Raw genomic sequence first — 16,905 nt, 5'->3', positions numbered from 1 at the left:
AGCGTCAGGCCGGACGGAACATGCGGAAGCGCTGTTCGGCGCCGATGCGGAAGTAGTCGGCGGGCCCGCCGCCGCGCAGGATCGGGGCCGCCGCCGCAGTGTCGTAGACGCCTTCGACCAGCAATCGGGCATCGATATGCACCGCGACCACCTCGCCCAGCACCAGCCAGCCGTTGGTGTCCTGGCCGGCGGCGTCGCGCAGGCGCACGATCTGGGTGCAGCGGCATTCCATGCTCACCGGGCTCTGTGCAACACGTGGTGGCGCGACCTGGGTGGATGCCAGCGGAGTCAGGCCGGCGAGGGCGAACTCGTCGACGTCCGGGGCGACCGCGCGGCAGCTTTCGTTCATGGCCTCGGCCAGGTCGAACGTGGCCAGGTTCCAGACGAACTCGCCGGTCGCTTGGATGTTGCGCAGCGAATCTTTGCGGCCCTGGCTGGAGAAGCCGATGATCGGCGGGGTGTAGTTGAAGGCGTTGAAGAAGCTGTACGGCGCCAGGTTCAACGTGCCGTCTGCATCGTGGCTGGAGATCCAGCCGATCGGGCGCGGGCCGATGATGGCGTTGAACGGATCATGCGGCAGTCGGTGGCCCTCTGCCGGGCGGTAGCTGTGGAAGGTGTCGGGCATGGGGCGGGGTTCAGTAGTGTCGAGCGTGCTCGACTCCAAAAAAAACCGCGACCCTTGCGGGTCGCGGCTTGTCGTTCTCGGCGCGGCTGGATTCAGCGCTGCTGGATCTTCGACAGCAGGCGCAGGAATTCCACGTACAGCCAGACCAAGGTCACCATCAGGCCGAATGCGCCATACCACTCCATGTACTTCGGTGCGCGCTGGGCTACGCCGGTTTCGATGAAGTCGAAGTCCAGCACCAGGTTCAGCGCGGCCACCACCACCACGAACAGGCTGAAGGCGATGCCCAGCCAGCTGGAGTCGTGGATCACCGGCACATTGATGTTGAAGAAGCCCAGCACGAACGAAGCCAGGTAGAGCAGGGCAATGCCGCCGGTGGCGGCGACCACGCCCATCTTGAAGTTCTCGGTGGCCTTGATCACGCCGCTGCGGTATGCGAACAGCAGTGCGGCCAGGGTACCGAAAGTCAGCAGCACCGCCTGGAACACGATGCCCGGGTACTTCATGTTGAACAGTGCGGACACGGCGCCCAGGAACAGGCCTTCGACCAGCGCGTACATCGGCGCGGTGACCGGCGACCATTCCTTCTTGAAGATGGTGATCAGCGCCAGCACCAGGCCGCCGATCGCGCCACCGATGGCGTACAGGCTTGCGCTGCCGGAAATCTGGCCGTACTCGTCGACCGACTGGCTCCAGGCGAACGCCGCGGTCAGCACGGCCAACAACAGCAGGATGCCGGTCTTGTTGGCGGTGCCGTTGAGGGTCATCACCTGGTCGGGGCTGGTCACCACCGAGCCGCTGGCGAGGTCGAGGAAGGTCGACTCGGAAAGAGCCGGGTTGCCGCTGCGCATGCGTATTCTCCGTGCGAATGAGGGTCGGGACGGCCATCCGGCCGATGACCGCGAGCATAGCTGATGACCACGCACGGCGCTGTGGCAGACTTCGGGTCGGCACCGCCTGCGTTGACAGTTCGCGATGTGCTTGGCGACAATGAACGACTCCGCGGGCCTGACCCGAGGGGATTGCAAGACCGGGGTATAGCGCAGTCTGGTAGCGCGCCTGCTTTGGGAGCAGGATGTCGGGGGTTCGAATCCCTCTACCCCGACCAATCCCACGTCACGTCGGATTGGACACCGTTCCGGTTCGGGCGCCCGTAGCTCAACTGGATAGAGCACCGGCCTTCTAAGCCGGCGGTTACAGGTTCGATTCCTGTCGGGCGCGCCATCGGCGAGACAGCGGGATCGTATCGGCGGATGTGAAGAAGTGCTTGCAAAAGCGTAAAGACTCCACCAGAATATCGCACTCGCTTCGGCGGACCGGAACTTCGGTGACAGTCTCCAGGCAAAGATTTGAGGTTCCACCGCCAGTGGCATCGGCGGGTGAACGAAAGTTTCAGTGGTGGCTGTAGCTCAGTTGGTTAGAGTACCGGATTGTGATTCCGGTGGTCGGGGGTTCGAATCCCCTCAGCCACCCCACTGATTGAACCGCATCGGCGCTGCCGAAACGGTATTGCAATAAACAGAAAGCACGCTACAATGTGCGTCTGAGTTTCACGGGCCGTTAGCTCAGTTGGTAGAGCAGTTGACTCTTAATCAATAGGTCCAAGGTTCGAATCCTTGACGGCCCACCAAGACAGAAGCCACCTGGTATGCCAGGTGGCTTTTTTCTTATAGGTGTGACCCTTTCGTTTCGACGGGCCACACGTTGCAGAACCCCGCGTGGCGTGGATCCGCAACGCAGCGGGATCGCAGTGCTGGTTTCAACGATGTTGAAGAAAGTGCTTGCACCCACCGAGCGGATCGGGTCATAATTCGCGCCCCGATTTCGGGCTGTTAGCTCAGTTGGTAGAGCAGTTGACTCTTAATCAATAGGTCCAAGGTTCGAATCCTTGACAGCCCACCAGACGAAAGCCACTTGGTTCGCCAAGTGGCTTTTTTCTTGCCTGTACGCTGGGTTGTGCTTCATCCACGCATGCCGTGGAACTACTGAAGCGATGCTGAAATCTGGGGCATATGCGCCATCGTTGTTTTCAATGCTGTGCACTGCTTCTCACCGCATCGCCTCCTGCATCGCACCCAATGAATCTTCCGCGCCGATGGCGCATGCACGAAGGAAGATGTTGATGGCTGAGATCACTCGATTGCACCGCACGCTGTGGGTTCCCTTCGCCTTGATGGCACTGGCGGCCTGCGCGCCGGGCAATGATCCCGCGCAGACCGTCGAGCGCGATGCGGGCGCGGAGAGCATTCCGGCGCGCCCGGTCGGTGACGCCCTGCAGATGCAGCCGGCCCAGCCCGCGGAGGGGGAGGTCCTGCCCGACGCGGTCGAGGTGCAGCGCAATGCGGACTATTCGATGGATGTGCGCAAGGCTGCGCCGGAGTCGGTGGCCCTGCGTCGTACCGACGATGGGGGCGTGGAAGTCCGGAAGGTGGATGCAGCCGTTGAGTCTGGCACAGGCATGGCGCCGGCCCGCGCCGTGCCGCAGCGGTAAGCTGCAGCCCTCCCGGCGGGTCGCGCACCCGCCGGGGCGGCTGCGATGCAGCAATGGCGCGGAGTGCGGTGGATTCAGCTTTGTGCAGGCCTTCCGATTCCAGTCGCCGCCTGCGACAATGAGCGCCTGTGCCGGCCACGCGAAAGTGGCGGAATTGGTAGACGCCCTGGATTTAGGTTCCAGTGCCGCAAGGCGTGGGGGTTCGAGTCCCCCCTTTCGCACCAGTGCCGGCCTGTCCCCGCCCTGATCGGGCCATCTGCGCCCCCTTGACCGGCACGCGCTGGCAGTGCAGGCCGAATTGGGCGAAACTAAAGGGCTGCGGCAAGCAGGCGCGTCCCAGACGTCGTGTCCTTACAACCGTTTCATCCCAATCATCGAGCCGGGGGCCTGGGCCACCGGTGGCAGGAGTCAACATGCAAGCTTCGATCGAATCCACCGGCAACCTGGAACGCCGCCTGAGCTTCTCGCTGCCGGAAGACCGTCTGCAGAGCCATATCGTCGGCCGTCTGGGCGAAATCGCCCGTACCACCCGCATCAAGGGTTTCCGTCCGGGCAAGGTGCCGGCCAAGGTGATCGAGCAGCGCTTTGGCGCGCAGGTCCGTGGCGAGGCGCTGGACGGCCTGCTGCGCGAAACCTTCGATGCCGCCGTGCGTGAGCACGACCTGCGCATCGTCGGCAGCCCGCGCATCGACAAGGGCGACGAGGGTGAATTCTCCTTCGTGGCCACCGTGGAAGTGGTGCCGGACTTCGGCGACATCGACGTCAGCAAGCTGACCGTCGTGCGCCACAGCGCCGAGATCACCGACGCCGACATCGACCAGATGATCGAGAACCTGCAGAACCAGCGTCGTACCTGGGCCCCGGTCAGCCGTGGCGCGCAGGACGGTGACCTGGTCGCGGTGGAAACCTGGTCGCAGGCCGGCGAAGAGCGCCTGCCGGCCGAAGGCACCGAGAAGGGTTCGATCGTGCTCGGCCAGGGCATGATGTTCGACACCATCGAAAAGGGCCTGGTCGGCCTGGCCAAGGGCGAAGAAAAGACCCTGGACGTCGAGTTCCCGGCTGACTGGCGCGTGCCGGTGCTGGCCGGCAAGACCGTGCAGGTCACCGTCAAGGTCGCCGAAGTGTCCGAGCCGGTCGTGCCGGCGGTCGACGAAGCCTTCATCAAGAGCTTCGGCGTGAAGGGCGGCGACGTCGAGCAGTTCCGCAGCGACATCCGTGCCAACCTGGAGCGCGAGCTGAAGGGTGCTCTGATGAACCGCCTGCGCCGCGAAGTGGGCGAGCAGCTGATCGCCGCCTATTCGTCGGTGGAAATGCCGCCGCGCCTGGTCGAGAACGAAGCCCGCGCCATGCTGGCCCAGCAGGTCGAGCAGATCCGCCGCAACGGCCAGAACGTCGGCGAAATCCCGGCCGATGCCCATGAAGGCTTCAAGGACGCTGCCGCCAAGCGCGTGCTGGTCGGCCTGCTGGTCGGTGAAGTGGCCCGCATCAACGACCTGCGCCTGGAAGCCAAGCGCCTGAACGAAACGATGCGTCTGATCGCTTCAACCTACGAAGAGCCGGAACAGGTCATTGAGATGTACCGCAACGACCCCCAGCTGATGTCTGGCCTGCAGAACCGTGTGATGGAAGAGCAGGTGATCGACTGGATCGCCGAGCGTGCCCAGCACACCGAAGAGAAGCTGTCGTTCCAGGACGCGATCCGCCAGTAAGCCCGGGCGGATCACCGGATGCCCCGCGCCTTTGCCGGCGCGGGGTTGTTGCCCCCCAAGATAGGTACCTCACGTAATGGACAACCGAACCAAAGCCCTGAACCTGGTTCCGATGGTGGTCGAGCAGACCAGCCGCGGCGAGCGTGCCTACGACATCTATTCGCGCCTGTTGAAGGAGCGCCTGATCTTCCTCGTGGGGCCGATCGACGATCACATGGCCAACGTGGTGGTGGCGCAGTTGCTGTTCCTGGAATCGGAAAACCCGGAAAAGGACATCAACATCTACATCAACTCGCCGGGTGGCGTGGTCACCGCCGGCATGGCGATCTACGACACCATGCAGTACATCAAGCCGAATGTGAGCACCACCTGCATCGGCCAGGCCGCCTCGATGGGCGCCCTGCTGCTGGCCGCGGGCGAAGCCGGCAAGCGCTATGCGCTGCCGAATTCGCGCGTGATGATCCATCAGCCGCTGGGTGGCTACCAGGGCCAGGCCACCGACATCGACATCCACGCGCGCGAGATCCTGACCCTGCGTTCGCGCCTGAACGAAGTGCTGGCCAAGCACACCGGCCAGTCACTGGAGACAATCGCGCGGGATACCGAACGCGACAACTTCAAGAGCGCCTTCGAGGCGCAGGCCTACGGTCTGGTCGACCAGGTCCTGGAGCGTCGTCCGGATGAGTCGATCCAGGCCGGTTGACCGGCCTTCACGGGGCCATGGAGGCCCCGTTCCTGCAGGGTCGGGCGGGACTGGTGTCCCCTCGGCCCTGTGCTATTCTCGAATCGAACCCCCGTTCAGCGGGTGGGGTAACTGGGTAAGCGAAGCATGAGCGAAGACCGCCAAGGTCGTTCCACGGACACCGGCAAGATCCTCTACTGCTCTTTCTGCGGTAAGAGCCAGCATGAAGTGCGCAAGCTGATTGCGGGTCCGAGCGTATTCATCTGCGATGAGTGCGTGGAGCTGTGCAACGACATCATCCGTGAGGAACTCGAGGAAAAGGCGCAGTCGGCGCGCAGTTCGCTGCCCAAGCCGCGCGAGATCCTTGAGGTTCTCGACCAGTACGTGATCGGCCAGAACCGCGCCAAGCGCACCCTGGCCGTGGCCGTGTACAACCACTACAAGCGCATCGAGAGCCGGCAGAAGAACGACGACGTCGAACTGGCGAAGTCGAACATCCTGCTGGTCGGGCCGACCGGTTCGGGCAAGACGCTGCTGGCCGAGACCCTGGCCCGCCTGCTCAACGTGCCGTTCACCATGGCCGACGCCACCACGCTGACCGAAGCCGGTTACGTGGGCGAGGACGTGGAGAACATCATCCAGAAGCTGCTGCAGAAGTGCGACTACGACGTCGAGAAGGCGCAGCAGGGCATCGTCTACATCGATGAAATCGACAAGATCTCGCGCAAGAGCGAGAACCCGTCGATCACCCGCGATGTTTCCGGCGAAGGCGTGCAGCAGGCCCTGCTGAAGCTGATCGAAGGCACCGTGGCCAGCGTTCCGCCGCAGGGCGGCCGCAAGCATCCGCAGCAGGAATTCCTGCAGGTGGACACCAAGAACATCCTGTTCATCTGCGGTGGCGCGTTCGCCGGGTTGGACAAGGTGATCCAGGCCCGTTCCACCGACGTCGGCAGCATCGGCTTCGGCGCCAAGGTGAAGAGCAGCGAGCGCAAGCAGGAAGTGGGCAAGGTGCTGGCCGAAGTCGAGCCGGAAGACCTGATCAAGTTCGGCCTGATTCCGGAGTTCGTCGGCCGCCTGCCGGTGGTGGCGACCCTGGAGGAGTTGGACGAGCCGGCCCTGATCAAGATCCTGACCGAGCCGAAGAACGCCATCACCAAGCAGTTCAAGAAGCTGTTCGAGATGGAGAACGTCGAGCTGGAGTTCCGTCCGGACGCGCTGTCGGCCATCGCCAGGAAGGCGCTCAAGCGCAAGACCGGCGCCCGCGGCCTGCGCACCATCGTCGAATCGGTCCTGCTGGACACCATGTACGACCTCCCGTCGCAGGAGAACGTCAGCAAGGTGGTGGTGGACGAGTCGGTGATCGAGCACAAGTCCGAGCCGTACCTGATCTACCAGACCCCGGCGGCCCCTGAACAGAAGGCCGCAGGCGCCGAGTGATCCTTCCAGGTTGTTGATTGGAAAGGACTTTAAACGAACGCCTTGCATCTGAAAGCCGATGGCCCCATAACGGGACCATCGGCTTTTTTTGTCTCCGGAAGATGCCCTCCCGGAGGCGGTTTTCCCCTTCCCTGGAGCCCCCATGGCCCGTTCCCCAAGTGAAACCCTCGACCTGCCGGTCCTGCCGCTGCGCGACGTAGTGGTGTTCCCGCACATGGTCATCCCGCTGTTCGTCGGCCGTGACAAGTCGATGCACGCGCTCGAACAGGCGATGGAAGCGGACAAGCGCATCCTGCTGCTGGCGCAGAAGTCGGCCGAGACCGACGACCCGCACGCGGCCGACCTCTACCAGGTCGGTACGCTGGCGCAGGTGCTGCAGCTGCTGAAGCTGCCCGACGGCACCATCAAGGTGCTGGTCGAGGGCCTGTCACGCGTGCAGGTTACCCACGTCGACGAGCGCAACGGCTCGCTGCACGGCCAGGCCGTGGAGATCGACGCCACCGACGAGCGTGAAACGCGCGAGGTCGAGGCGATTGCCCGCTCGCTGATGTCGCTGTTCGAGCAGTACGTGAAGACCAACCGCAAGCTGCCGCCGGAACTGCTGCAGACCCTGTCGGGCATCGATGAGCCGGCCCGCCTGGCCGACACCATCGCCGCGCACATCAGCGTGCGCCTGGCCGACAAGCAGCGCCTGCTGGAGACGTTGGCCGTCGGTGACCGCCTGGAGATGCTGGTCGGCCTGGTCGATGGCGAGATCGATGTGCAGCAGATGGAGAAGCGCATCCGCGGCCGCGTGAAGTCGCAGATGGAGAAGAGCCAGCGCGAGTACTACCTCAACGAACAGATGAAGGCCATCCAGAAGGAACTGGGTGACCTGGACGACGCGCCGGGCGAACTGGAAGAGCTGGCCCGGAAGATCGCCGAAGCGGGCATGCCGAAGGCGGTTGAAGCCAAGGCGCGCAACGAACTGAACAAGCTCAAGCAGATGTCGCCGATGTCGGCTGAAGCCGCGGTCGTGCGCAACTACCTGGAATGGCTGCTGGGCGTGCCGTGGAAGAAGCGAAGCAAGGTGCGCAAGGACCTGAAGGCTGCGCAGGATACGCTTGATGCGGACCACTACGGCCTGGAAAAGGTCAAGGAACGCATCCTTGAATACCTGGCAGTGCAGTCGCGCGTGAAGCAGATGAAGGGGCCGATCCTGTGCCTGGTCGGGCCGCCGGGCGTGGGCAAGACCTCGCTGGGCCAGTCCATCGCCAAGGCCACCAACCGCAAGTTCGTGCGCATGTCGCTGGGCGGCGTGCGTGATGAGGCCGAGATCCGTGGCCACCGTCGCACCTACGTCGGTTCGATGCCGGGCCGCATCGTGCAGAACCTGAACAAGGTCGGCAGCAAGAACCCGCTGTTCGTGCTCGATGAGATCGACAAGATGTCGATGGACTTCCGTGGCGATCCGTCGTCGGCGCTGCTGGAAGTGCTTGATCCGGAGCAGAACAACGCGTTCAACGACCACTACCTGGAAGTGGACCTGGACCTGTCCGAAGTGATGTTCGTGGCCACCTCGAACTCGCTCAACATTCCGGGCCCGCTGCTGGACCGCATGGAAGTGATCCGCATCCCGGGCTACACCGAGGACGAGAAGCTCAACATCGCCGCCCGTTACCTGGTGCCCAAGCAGATCAAGGCCAACGGCCTGCAGCCGGAAGAGCTGGAGATCGGCAGTGATGCGATCCAGGACATCGTGCGCTATTACACGCGTGAATCGGGCGTGCGCAACCTGGAGCGCGAGATCGCCAAGATCTGCCGCAAGGTGGTGAAGGAGATCGCGCTGGCCGGCCCGCAGCCGGTGAAGGCGAAGAAGGGTGCGAAGAAGTCCAGGGCGCTGGTGAACGTGTCCGGCAAGAACGTGGACAAGTATCTGGGCGTGCGTCGCTTCGACTTCGGCCGCGCCGAAGAAGAAAACGAGATCGGCCTGGTCACCGGCCTGGCCTGGACCGAAGTCGGTGGTGATCTGCTGCAGATCGAATCGACGCTGGTGCCAGGCAAGGGCCAGCTGATCCTGACCGGCCAGCTCGGCAACGTGATGAAGGAATCGGCCTCGGCGGCGCTGTCGGTGGTGCGTTCGCGCGCCGTGGGCTTTGGCATCGACAGCGACTTCCTGCAGAAGCACGACGTGCACCTGCACGTGCCCGATGGCGCCACGCCGAAGGACGGCCCGAGTGCCGGCGCGGCGATGGTGACGTCGCTGGTGTCGATGCTGACCAAGGTGCCGGTGCGTGCCGACGTGGCGATGACCGGCGAGATTACCCTGCGTGGTCGCGTCACCGCCATCGGTGGCCTGAAGGAGAAACTGCTGGCCGCACTGCGTGGCGGCATCCGTACGGTCATCATTCCGGAAGAGAACCGCAAGGACCTGGCCGACATCCCGGCCAACGTCACCCGCGATCTGAAGATCGTGCCGGTGAAGTACATCGAAGAAGTCCTGGACCTGGCGCTGGAGCGTCCGCTGGCACCGAAGAAGGCGCGCAAGAGTGCGCAACGTGTCACGGTGCGCAGCAAGGCCAAACCGAGTGGAAACGCGCGCGTCAAGCATTGACGCGCGCTGTCCAATGGCTTGAAACCCGCGTCGTTGCTGGCTTTCCAGCTTGCGTGGGGGTAGGGCCACTGGTATAAAAGCAGCACTCGCGAATGGGTGATCGCAGTCGGGCGATCACTGAATTCGGCGAACCGTTTCCACATGGCGGCCGCATGCAGAGCGTGTGCGGTTGCTTCCCTGTCGAATAAGCGGAACCCACCGCCAAAGGAGTTGTAGAGAATGAACAAGACCGAATTGATCGATGCCGTTGCTGAAGCTGCAGACCTGACCAAGGCCGAGTCCAGCCGCGCTGTCGATGCCGTCGTTGCCGCCGTCACCAAGGCGCTGAAGGACGGCGATGCGGTCACCCTGGTTGGCTTCGGTACCTTCCAGGTCCGCGACCGTGCTGCCCGCACCGGCCGCAACCCGAAGACCGGCGACACCATCAAGATCGCTGCTTCGAAGAATCCGTCGTTCAAGGCTGGTAAGGCCCTGAAGGATGCTGTAAACTAAGCGGCTCGCTGGGGTGCTTAGCTCAGCGGTAGAGCGTCTCCTTTACACGGAGAGGGTCGGGGGTTCGAAACCCTCAGCACCCACCACAGCACCGCGGTAAAAGTTTGAGTGTGGAGCGGTAGTTCAGCTGGTTAGAATGCTGGCCTGTCACGCCGGAGGTCGCGGGTTCGAGTCCCGTCCGCTCCGCCATTCAACGAGGCCTCCGGCCAAAAGCTGGAGGCTTTGTTTTCTCCCTGGCCCAGGCCGGCTGAAAGCAAAAAAGCAACACTGTGGAGCGGTAGTTCAGCTGGTTAGAATGCTGGCCTGTCACGCCGGAGGTCGCGGGTTCGAGTCCCGTCCGCTCCGCCATTGCATCGAGGCCCCCGGCCGAAAGCTGGGGGCCTTGTCTTCTCCCCCGGCAGGTTTGGGGGCAAGGCGAAAAGGTTTTTGCAAGAACGGAGCGGTAGTTCAGCTGGTTAGAATGCTGGCCTGTCACGCCGGAGGTCGCGGGTTCGAGTCCCGTCCGCTCCGCCATTGCAGAATTCTTAAGTCCCTGTGAAAAAACTTTGAAAAAAGTGTTCATCGGGCTGGGTTTTCAGGGAATCTTCGGATATACTGGGCGCCTGCAAAGTTTCAGCGCGGAGCGGTAGTTCAGCTGGTTAGAATGCTGGCCTGTCACGCCGGAGGTCGCGGGTTCGAGTCCCGTCCGCTCCGCCAACTTCAAAAGCCCTCGGCGCAAGCCGGGGGCTTTTTCTTTGCGTTGCGCCGGAGGGTGCCGATGCGTGGGTGGCGCGCGCCGGCGGTGGTGGGCGCAGGCCACGCCGCTGGTGCTTTTGGTCCCTGCGGCGAAGCGGGTTACACTGCCGGGCTCGCCAATCAGGCCTTGTGATTCCTCACCATGCTGCAGAAACTCCGCGACAAGACCTCAGGCTGGATCGTCACCGTGATCCTGGGGCTGCTGATGATTCCGTTCCTGTTCGTGATCGACAACAGCTACCTCGGTGGCGTTGGCGCACAGAACGTGGCCAAGGTTTCCGCGCCGCCGACCTGGTGGCGTTCGGCGCCGTCGTGGTGGCCGGTGCGCATGCTGTGGCAGCACCATGAGATCAGCTCGCAGGATTTCCGCACGCGTTTCGAGCAGGAGCGCATGCGTGAGCGCCAGCAGCAGGGCGACAACTTCGACCCGCGCGCGTTCGAGAGCACCGAGAACAAGATGGCCGTGCTCGACCAGCTGATCGACGAGCAGGTCGTGCGCCTGGTCGGTGAGCAGGCGGGCGTGGTGATCGGCGACGGTGCGGTGCGTGAATACATTGCGACCATGCCGGCGTTCCTCGATTCGAACGGCAAGTTCAACGAGAACAACTATCGCCTGGCCCTGGCCGGCGGCAACCCGCCGCGTACGCCGACCCAGTTCCAGGAACTGGTGCGTGAGAGCCTGCAGCAGTCGGTGATCCCGTCGGGCCTGCAGAGCTCGGGCTTCGTCACCCAGGCTGAGACCGAGCGCCTGCTGAAGCTGCTGGGCGAAACCCGCGACGTCGAGCTGGCCGCGTTGCCGCCCGTGCCGGCTGATACCGCACCGGTCACCGATGAGCAGATCAAGAAGTGGTACGACAGCCATGGCAAGGATTTCCGCCAGGCCGAGAGCGTGTCGCTGGAATACGTCGAGATCAATGGCGCGAACCTGCCGGCACCGACGGCGGCCGATGAAGCGACCCTGCGCAAGCGCTATGAAGACGAGAAGGCGAAGTTCACCTCGCCGGAGCAGCGCCAGGCTTCGCACATCCTGATCACCGGTGACGGCGCCGAAGCCAAGGCGAACAAGCTCGCGGCCGAAGCCAAGGCCGCTGGTGCCGATTTCGGCGCGCTGGCCAAGGCCAATTCGGAAGATCCAGGCTCCAAGGACCAGGGCGGTGACCTGGGCTGGGTCGAGCGCGGTGCAATGGTGAAGCCGTTCGAGGACGCGCTGTTTGCGGCCAAGGCCGGTGACGTGATCGGCCCGGTGAAGACCGAGTTCGGTTACCACATCATCAAGGTGGCCGCTGTGCGCGGTGGCCAGGGCAAGTCGTTCGAGGAAGTGCGTGACACGCTGGCCGCCGAGCAGCTGAAGGCGGACGGTGAGCGTGGCTTCAACGAGCTGGCCGGTCACCTGGTCGATGCCATCAACAAGAGCCCGAGCGACCTGGCCGCTGCGGCCAAGGAAGTGAACCTGCCGCTGCAGACGCTCGGCCCGATCACCCGCGCGACCGCCAGTGGCATTGCCGCTGACCCGGCTGTGCTGCGTGCTGCCTTCTCCGACGTGCTGGTGCAGGACGGTACCGCCAGCGACCCGATCGCCCTGGGTGGCGCGACCAACCACAGCGTGGTCATCCGCGTGGCTGCGCACACCCCGGAACAGGCCCTGCCGCTGGAAAAGGCCCGTGAGCAGGTGATCGCCGCCATCCGCGCTGACCGCCAGCGCCAGGCCAGCGACAAGGCCGCCGATGCCATCCTGGCCAAGCTGAAGGCAGGCGCCGCCCTGCAGTCGCTGGCTGCCAGCGAGAAGCTGCAGCTGAGCCCGATGCCGGGTCTGCCGCGCAGCCAGCCGGTGCCGACCCCGGAAATCAACCGCGCGATCTTCAGTGCGCCGGTACCGGCCGAAGGCAAGCCGAGCTATGGCAAGGTCGACGTCAATGGCCACGCGCTGCTGTTCGCGGTGAACAAGGTCAATCCGGGCGACATCAAGGAAGTGACCGCCGAGCAGCAGAAGCAGCTGAAGGAACAGCTGAGCCAGATCGACGGCATGGCCGCGGCCAAGGCCTACATCGAGGCGATGCGCAGGAAGTTCGTGGTCCAGACCACCGAAGCGAACCTGTAAGCCTTGCGGCTGCATCCATGAGAAAGGCCCGGCAATGCCGGGCCTTTTTTTTACGTGCCTATGTAGAGTCGAGCTTGCTGGACTGCATCTGCCGGGCGCAGCCGTGAAAAAGCCGAGCATGGGCCCGGCGCAGCAGGAAGGCGTGCGCGCGGGGGGACCGCGCCGGCCGTCAGTTTTCGACGCGCAGTACCGCGCCCGGCTTCAGCACACTGCTGCCGCTCAGCCCGTTCAGCGACAGCAGGGCCTTGACCGGCATGCCGTAGCGGCGGGCGATGGTCCAGGCCGACTCGCCATCTCGCACGGTGTGGCGGCGGCTGCGCGGACGATCGGCAATCGCGGCGACGGTCCTGGCGACCTGCGGCGTTGGCGTGGCGGCGGCAGCCGGTGCGGCGCTGGCCACCAGTGCAGTGGCCGCTTCGGCGGCAGTCGCATTGGCGGCCGAGACCGGTGCCAGCACGCGGGTAGTGCCTGACGAGGCGCGGCCACCGCCCGCCAGGGCAGGGTTCAGGCGGGCGATCCTGGCCGGGTCCAGGGCGCGCTGTGCGGCCCACTGCTGGACGCTGGTGCCAGCCGGCAGAGTGTGGTCCTTCAGCACCGGCACGGTGCGGTCGAGCGAGGCCATCACGCCGGGTTGGTCTTCCACGTCTTCCAGCACGCAGGCCAGGGCATGCAGCTTCTCGACATAGGCATAGGTGACCGGCGATAGGCCGGGCAGCGCGGACGGCTTGGCGTTCTGTGCGTTCATGCCGGCCTTGCGCAGCGACTGCAGCACGCGGTACTCGCCGGCGTTGTAGGCCATGGTGGCCAAGCGCCAGTCGCCGCCGAACATGCCGTGCAGGGTCTTCAGGTAGCGCACTGCGGCCTGGGTCGAATCGACCGCCGACAGGCGGCCGTCGTAGCCGTTGGCCATGGGTACGCGATGGTTGCGCGCGGTGGTGGCGATGAACTGCCACAGGCCGGTCGGGCCGCTGCCGTTGCGGGCGTTGGGCCGATAGCCGCTTTCCACGAACGGAATCAGTGCGAATTCGGTAGGCAGGTTGGCCTTGCGCAGCTCTTCGACCACGTAGCCGAACAGCACCAGCGCATCGTCATCCTGGTTGGCCAGGCGCGACGGGGCGTGGGCGAACTGCTTCTGCCAGCGCGGGCTGGTGGCCTCTGCGTCGCAGGTGGGTTCGGCCAGGCCGTCGCGGAAGCTGGAGAAGATCTCCTGGCCATTGCGCACGGAGGCAGCCGGCAACGCGGCCGGATCCAGCGGCAGCGCCGCAGCAGCGGTCAGGTTCTGGCTGATGCCGGCGCCCAGCGACTGCGCGCCGGCGGTTCCGGCCAGCCCCAGGACCAGGCCCAGGGCCAGCGGCAGACTTCGGCGCATCATGCGCGGAAGCCGTCTTTCCAGTGCCGGAGGCCGGCCATGACGTCGACGTCGTCAACGACGTCGCGGCCCAGGTGCGCCGACACTGCCGCGCGGATCGGCGCAGTGTGCACACGCAGGAACGGATTGCAGTCCAATTCGTTGGCCAGGGTTACCGGCAGGGTGGAACGGTCATCGCGGCGCATGGCCAAAGCCTCCTCTTGGCGCTGCCACAGGGCAGCGTTGGCGGGGTCGACATGCCGCGCGAAGACGGCATTTGACACGGTGTACTCGTGGGCGCAACAAAGCAGCAGTTGCGCGGGCAAGGTACCCAGCTTGCGCATCGATGCCAGAAGCTGGGACGGCGTACCTTCGAACAGGCGCCCACAGCCCAGGCTGAACAACGAATCTCCGCTGAAAAGATGTTCAGCAGTGTGAAACGCGATGTGGCTGCGGGTATGCCCGGGCACGGATAGTACGTGGAACGTCCGGCCCAGTGCCTGAACGCGTTCACCTTCGCCGACCCGTTCGGTTGCCATGGGGATGCGCTCTTCGACGGGCGCGATGACCCGTACACCGGGAAAACGTGCGTGCAGCGCGGGCACGCCACCGATGTGGTCATCGTGATGATGGGTGAGCAGGATCGTGTCCACGCGCAGGCCCTGATCGGCCAGCGCCAGCACCGGCGCGGCATCGCCGGGATCGACGACCACGGCGGCGCCAGCGTCGTCGATCAACGTCCAGATGTAGTTGTCCGCAAATGCGGGCAGGGCAGTCAGTCGCATAGAATTGGACCATGCCCGCGCTGCAGAGCACCCGTCAAGCGAGCCAGACCCCGTGGTTCGACACTGAACCGGCGGACTCCTTGCGCGTGCTAGAGCGGCAGTTGCTGCTGCCGCAGCTGTCTGTCCTGCCGACGCAGCCCTGGCTGTGGATCGCACCAAGTGCCGCCTGGCTGGACGATGCGCAGCTGGGCGGGCGCGGCCTGCGCCTGTTCCGTCAGGGACAGGGCTATGCCGGCGATACCCGCTGCGCGCTGCCGCTGCCGCTGGCCAACGAGAGCGTCAACGCGGTCGTGCTGCAGCATGTCACCACGGGCGATGCCGACCAGCTGCTGGACGAGTGCGAGCGCGTGCTGATGCCCGGCGGCCACCTATGGCTGAGCAGCCTCAATCCGTTCAGCCCCTACCGCACGCACTGGCGCCAGCATGGCCTGGTGGTGCGCACGCCGCAGCGGATCCGCCTGCTGCTCGGCCGCCACGGGCTGGAGTGCGACGATATGCGTTACCTCGGCCCACTCTGGCGCGGCGCTGGCAGCCGTCGCCCGGGCGGTTGGGCGCCGCTGCGCGCGGCCTGCCTGTTCCATGCTGAAAAGCGCACGCTGGCCCTGCCCGGGCCGAAACCGTTGCCGGTGCGTTGGCACGGCACCGTTGTTACCTGATCTGGAGTTGTATTGAAAACCATCGAAATCCACACCGACGGTTCCTGCCTTGGCAATCCCGGCCCCGGTGGCTGGGCTGCGCTGCTGCGCTACAAGGGCCACGAGCGCGAACTGAGCGGTGGCGAAGCGCACACCACCAACAACCGGATGGAGCTGATGGCGGCCATCTCCGGGCTGGAGACGCTGACCGAGCCGTGCAACATCGTGCTCTACACCGATTCGCAGTATGTGCGGCAGGGCCTGACCCAGTGGATGCCCGGCTGGATCCGCAAGAACTGGAAGACCGCCGGCGGCGACCCGGTAAAGAACCGCGAGCTGTGGGAGCGCCTGCATGCGGCCACGCTGCGGCACCAGATCGACTGGCGCTGGGTGAAGGGCCACTCCGGTGACCCGGACAACGAGCGGGTGGATACGCTGGCGCGCAATGCGGCCATCCAGATCCGCGACGCCAGCCCGGTAAACTGAGCCCATGCGTCAGATCATCCTCGATACCGAAACCACCGGCCTGGAATGGAAGAAGGGCAACCGCATCGTCGAAATCGGCTGCGTGGAGCTGTTCAAGCGCCGCCCGACCGGCAACAACTACCACCAGTACATCAAGCCGGACTGCGAGTTCGAACAGGGCGCGCAGGAAGTCACCGGGCTGACCCTGGAGTTCTTGGCTGACAAGCCGGACTTCGCGCAGATCGCCGACGAGTTCCTGGCGTTCATCGATGGCGCCGAACTGATCATCCACAACGCGGCGTTCGACCTGGGCTTTCTTGACAACGAGCTGTCGCTGCTGGGCCCGCAGTACGGCAGGATCACCGACCGCTGCACGGTGATCGATACCCTGGTGATGGCGCGCGAGCGCTTTCCGGGCCAGCGCAATTCGCTGGATGCGCTGTGCAAGCGACTGGGCGTGGACAATTCGCACCGTGCGCTGCACGGCGGCCTGCTCGATGCGCAGATCCTGGGCGACGTCTACATCGCACTGACTTCAGGCCAGGAAGAGATCGGCTTCGGCCTGGGCGATGACGATGGGGGCGGCACCGGGGCGGCGCTGCAGGCCTTCGATACCAGCAAGCTGCTGCCGCGCCCGCGCGTGGTGGCGACGCCGTCGGAGCTGGAAGCGCATGCCGCGCGGCTGGAACGGCTGCGCAAGAAGGCCGGCCACGCGCTGTGGGATGGCCCGAAGGTGGAAGAAGCCGCCAGCGCGTAAACGATGGGATCCGGTATCCGGCGGATTCTCGCCGGGCATGGCCTGGCGCTACC

The 16,905-nt window shown here is 64.8% G+C and carries 14 protein-coding genes and 11 tRNA genes; 21 read left to right on the top strand and 4 right to left on the bottom strand.

Annotation, left to right across the window (positions count from 1 at the left end):
• Positions 1-4: 4 nt before the first annotated feature.
• Together V3B30_RS11705 and V3B30_RS11700 are read right to left on the bottom strand one after the other, a co-directional pair.
• A complete protein-coding gene (locus V3B30_RS11705; RefSeq protein ID WP_100471433.1) occupies positions 5-625 on the bottom strand; it encodes a flavin reductase family protein in 621 nt (206 codons plus the stop codon).
• A gap of 92 nt (positions 626-717) precedes the next feature.
• The gene (locus V3B30_RS11700; RefSeq protein ID WP_262083165.1) at positions 718-1,476 is read right to left on the bottom strand and encodes a Bax inhibitor-1/YccA family protein; all 759 of its coding nucleotides are present in this window, start codon (positions 1,474-1,476) and stop codon (positions 718-720) included.
• Between the two features lie 180 nt (positions 1,477-1,656).
• Between V3B30_RS11700 and V3B30_RS11695 the strand changes: the two genes are divergently transcribed.
• The 18 genes from V3B30_RS11695 to V3B30_RS11610 all read left to right on the top strand — a co-directional run bounded on the left by V3B30_RS11695 (position 1,657) and on the right by V3B30_RS11610 (position 12,862).
• Positions 1,657-1,733, top strand: a tRNA-Pro gene (locus tag V3B30_RS11695).
• Positions 1,734-1,772: 39 nt separating this feature from the next.
• Positions 1,773-1,849 (top strand) — tRNA-Arg (locus V3B30_RS11690).
• A 174-nt stretch (positions 1,850-2,023) separates the two neighbouring features.
• Positions 2,024-2,100: transfer RNA gene (locus V3B30_RS11685), tRNA-His, on the top strand.
• Positions 2,101-2,179: 79 nt separating this feature from the next.
• A tRNA-Lys gene (locus tag V3B30_RS11680) sits at positions 2,180-2,255 on the top strand.
• 196 nt (positions 2,256-2,451) lie between these two features.
• Positions 2,452-2,527 (top strand) — tRNA-Lys (locus V3B30_RS11675).
• Positions 2,528-2,747: 220 nt separating this feature from the next.
• Positions 2,748-3,116, top strand: coding sequence for a hypothetical protein (locus V3B30_RS11670; RefSeq protein WP_262083166.1), 369 nt, complete (start codon positions 2,748-2,750; stop codon positions 3,114-3,116).
• A gap of 139 nt (positions 3,117-3,255) precedes the next feature.
• Positions 3,256-3,340 (top strand) — tRNA-Leu (locus V3B30_RS11665).
• A 189-nt stretch (positions 3,341-3,529) separates the two neighbouring features.
• The gene (gene tig / locus V3B30_RS11660; protein WP_100471436.1) at positions 3,530-4,825 is read left to right on the top strand and encodes a trigger factor; all 1,296 of its coding nucleotides are present in this window, start codon (positions 3,530-3,532) and stop codon (positions 4,823-4,825) included.
• Positions 4,826-4,901: 76 nt separating this feature from the next.
• Positions 4,902-5,528, top strand: coding sequence for an ATP-dependent Clp endopeptidase proteolytic subunit ClpP (clpP, locus tag V3B30_RS11655; protein ID WP_004146318.1), 627 nt, complete (start codon positions 4,902-4,904; stop codon positions 5,526-5,528).
• A gap of 126 nt (positions 5,529-5,654) precedes the next feature.
• Positions 5,655-6,944 (top strand): ATP-dependent Clp protease ATP-binding subunit ClpX, encoded by a 1,290-nt coding sequence (gene clpX / locus V3B30_RS11650; RefSeq protein WP_004154600.1) that lies wholly within the window; start codon positions 5,655-5,657, stop codon positions 6,942-6,944.
• 142 nt (positions 6,945-7,086) lie between these two features.
• Complete coding sequence (gene lon / locus V3B30_RS11645) at positions 7,087-9,537, top strand: endopeptidase La (protein ID WP_262083167.1); 2,451 nt, start codon at positions 7,087-7,089, stop codon at positions 9,535-9,537.
• A 219-nt stretch (positions 9,538-9,756) separates the two neighbouring features.
• Positions 9,757-10,029, top strand: a complete 273-nt coding sequence (locus tag V3B30_RS11640) for an HU family DNA-binding protein (RefSeq protein ID WP_004146343.1) — start codon at positions 9,757-9,759, stop codon at positions 10,027-10,029.
• A gap of 11 nt (positions 10,030-10,040) precedes the next feature.
• Positions 10,041-10,115 (top strand) — tRNA-Val (locus V3B30_RS11635).
• A 26-nt stretch (positions 10,116-10,141) separates the two neighbouring features.
• Positions 10,142-10,218 (top strand) — tRNA-Asp (locus tag V3B30_RS11630).
• Between the two features lie 82 nt (positions 10,219-10,300).
• A tRNA-Asp gene (locus V3B30_RS11625) sits at positions 10,301-10,377 on the top strand.
• An 88-nt stretch (positions 10,378-10,465) separates the two neighbouring features.
• Positions 10,466-10,542 (top strand) — tRNA-Asp (locus V3B30_RS11620).
• 106 nt (positions 10,543-10,648) lie between these two features.
• Positions 10,649-10,725, top strand: a tRNA-Asp gene (locus tag V3B30_RS11615).
• A 181-nt stretch (positions 10,726-10,906) separates the two neighbouring features.
• Positions 10,907-12,862: a peptidyl-prolyl cis-trans isomerase gene (locus V3B30_RS11610; RefSeq protein ID WP_262083168.1), complete on the top strand. Its 1,956-nt coding sequence runs from the start codon at positions 10,907-10,909 to the stop codon at positions 12,860-12,862.
• A 169-nt stretch (positions 12,863-13,031) separates the two neighbouring features.
• Here the strand turns inward: V3B30_RS11610 and V3B30_RS11605 are convergent, their stop codons facing one another.
• Positions 13,032-14,234, bottom strand: coding sequence for a lytic transglycosylase domain-containing protein (locus tag V3B30_RS11605; protein ID WP_262083169.1), 1,203 nt, complete (start codon positions 14,232-14,234; stop codon positions 13,032-13,034).
• Complete coding sequence (gloB, locus tag V3B30_RS11600) at positions 14,231-14,995, bottom strand: hydroxyacylglutathione hydrolase (protein ID WP_262083170.1); 765 nt, start codon at positions 14,993-14,995, stop codon at positions 14,231-14,233. The genes V3B30_RS11605 and gloB overlap by 4 nt, the downstream gene beginning before the upstream one ends.
• An 11-nt stretch (positions 14,996-15,006) precedes the next feature.
• Here gloB and V3B30_RS11595 point away from each other — a divergent pair, with 11 nt between their 5' ends.
• The 3 genes from V3B30_RS11595 to dnaQ are packed head-to-tail and all read left to right on the top strand — an operon-like array spanning position 15,007 to position 16,852.
• Positions 15,007-15,651, top strand: coding sequence for a class I SAM-dependent methyltransferase (locus tag V3B30_RS11595; protein ID WP_262083171.1), 645 nt, complete (start codon positions 15,007-15,009; stop codon positions 15,649-15,651).
• 12 nt (positions 15,652-15,663) lie between these two features.
• Entirely contained in the window at positions 15,664-16,116 is a 453-nt protein-coding gene (rnhA, locus tag V3B30_RS11590; RefSeq protein WP_005408275.1) for a ribonuclease HI, read from the top strand.
• Between the two features lie 4 nt (positions 16,117-16,120).
• On the top strand, positions 16,121-16,852 hold the full coding sequence (gene dnaQ / locus V3B30_RS11585; RefSeq protein ID WP_100471442.1) for a DNA polymerase III subunit epsilon: 732 nt from the start codon (positions 16,121-16,123) through the stop codon (positions 16,850-16,852).
• Positions 16,853-16,905: the final 53 nt, after the last annotated feature.

The sequence above is a fragment of the Stenotrophomonas sp. SMYL41 genome (assembly GCF_036319965.1).
In the GTDB taxonomy this organism is placed as follows: Bacteria; Pseudomonadota; Gammaproteobacteria; order Xanthomonadales; family Xanthomonadaceae; genus Stenotrophomonas; species Stenotrophomonas maltophilia_R.
This window is presented reverse-complemented; position numbering and strand designations above follow the sequence as displayed.

What these genes read in the sequence shown, in the direction of transcription:
- V3B30_RS11705 (WP_100471433.1), bottom strand. Translation starts at nt 625, where the DNA reads ATGCCCGACACCTTCCACAGCTACCGCCCGGCAGAGGGCCACCGACTG.
- V3B30_RS11700 (WP_262083165.1), bottom strand. Translation starts at nt 1,476, where the DNA reads ATGCGCAGCGGCAACCCGGCTCTTTCCGAGTCGACCTTCCTCGACCTC.
- V3B30_RS11670 (WP_262083166.1), top strand. Translation starts at nt 2,748, where the DNA reads ATGGCTGAGATCACTCGATTGCACCGCACGCTGTGGGTTCCCTTCGCC.
- tig (WP_100471436.1), top strand. Translation starts at nt 3,530, where the DNA reads ATGCAAGCTTCGATCGAATCCACCGGCAACCTGGAACGCCGCCTGAGC.
- clpP (WP_004146318.1), top strand. Translation starts at nt 4,902, where the DNA reads ATGGACAACCGAACCAAAGCCCTGAACCTGGTTCCGATGGTGGTCGAG.
- clpX (WP_004154600.1), top strand. Translation starts at nt 5,655, where the DNA reads ATGAGCGAAGACCGCCAAGGTCGTTCCACGGACACCGGCAAGATCCTC.
- lon (WP_262083167.1), top strand. Translation starts at nt 7,087, where the DNA reads ATGGCCCGTTCCCCAAGTGAAACCCTCGACCTGCCGGTCCTGCCGCTG.
- V3B30_RS11640 (WP_004146343.1), top strand. Translation starts at nt 9,757, where the DNA reads ATGAACAAGACCGAATTGATCGATGCCGTTGCTGAAGCTGCAGACCTG.
- V3B30_RS11610 (WP_262083168.1), top strand. Translation starts at nt 10,907, where the DNA reads ATGCTGCAGAAACTCCGCGACAAGACCTCAGGCTGGATCGTCACCGTG.
- V3B30_RS11605 (WP_262083169.1), bottom strand. Translation starts at nt 14,234, where the DNA reads ATGATGCGCCGAAGTCTGCCGCTGGCCCTGGGCCTGGTCCTGGGGCTG.
- gloB (WP_262083170.1), bottom strand. Translation starts at nt 14,995, where the DNA reads ATGCGACTGACTGCCCTGCCCGCATTTGCGGACAACTACATCTGGACG.
- V3B30_RS11595 (WP_262083171.1), top strand. Translation starts at nt 15,007, where the DNA reads ATGCCCGCGCTGCAGAGCACCCGTCAAGCGAGCCAGACCCCGTGGTTC.
- dnaQ (WP_100471442.1), top strand. Translation starts at nt 16,121, where the DNA reads ATGCGTCAGATCATCCTCGATACCGAAACCACCGGCCTGGAATGGAAG.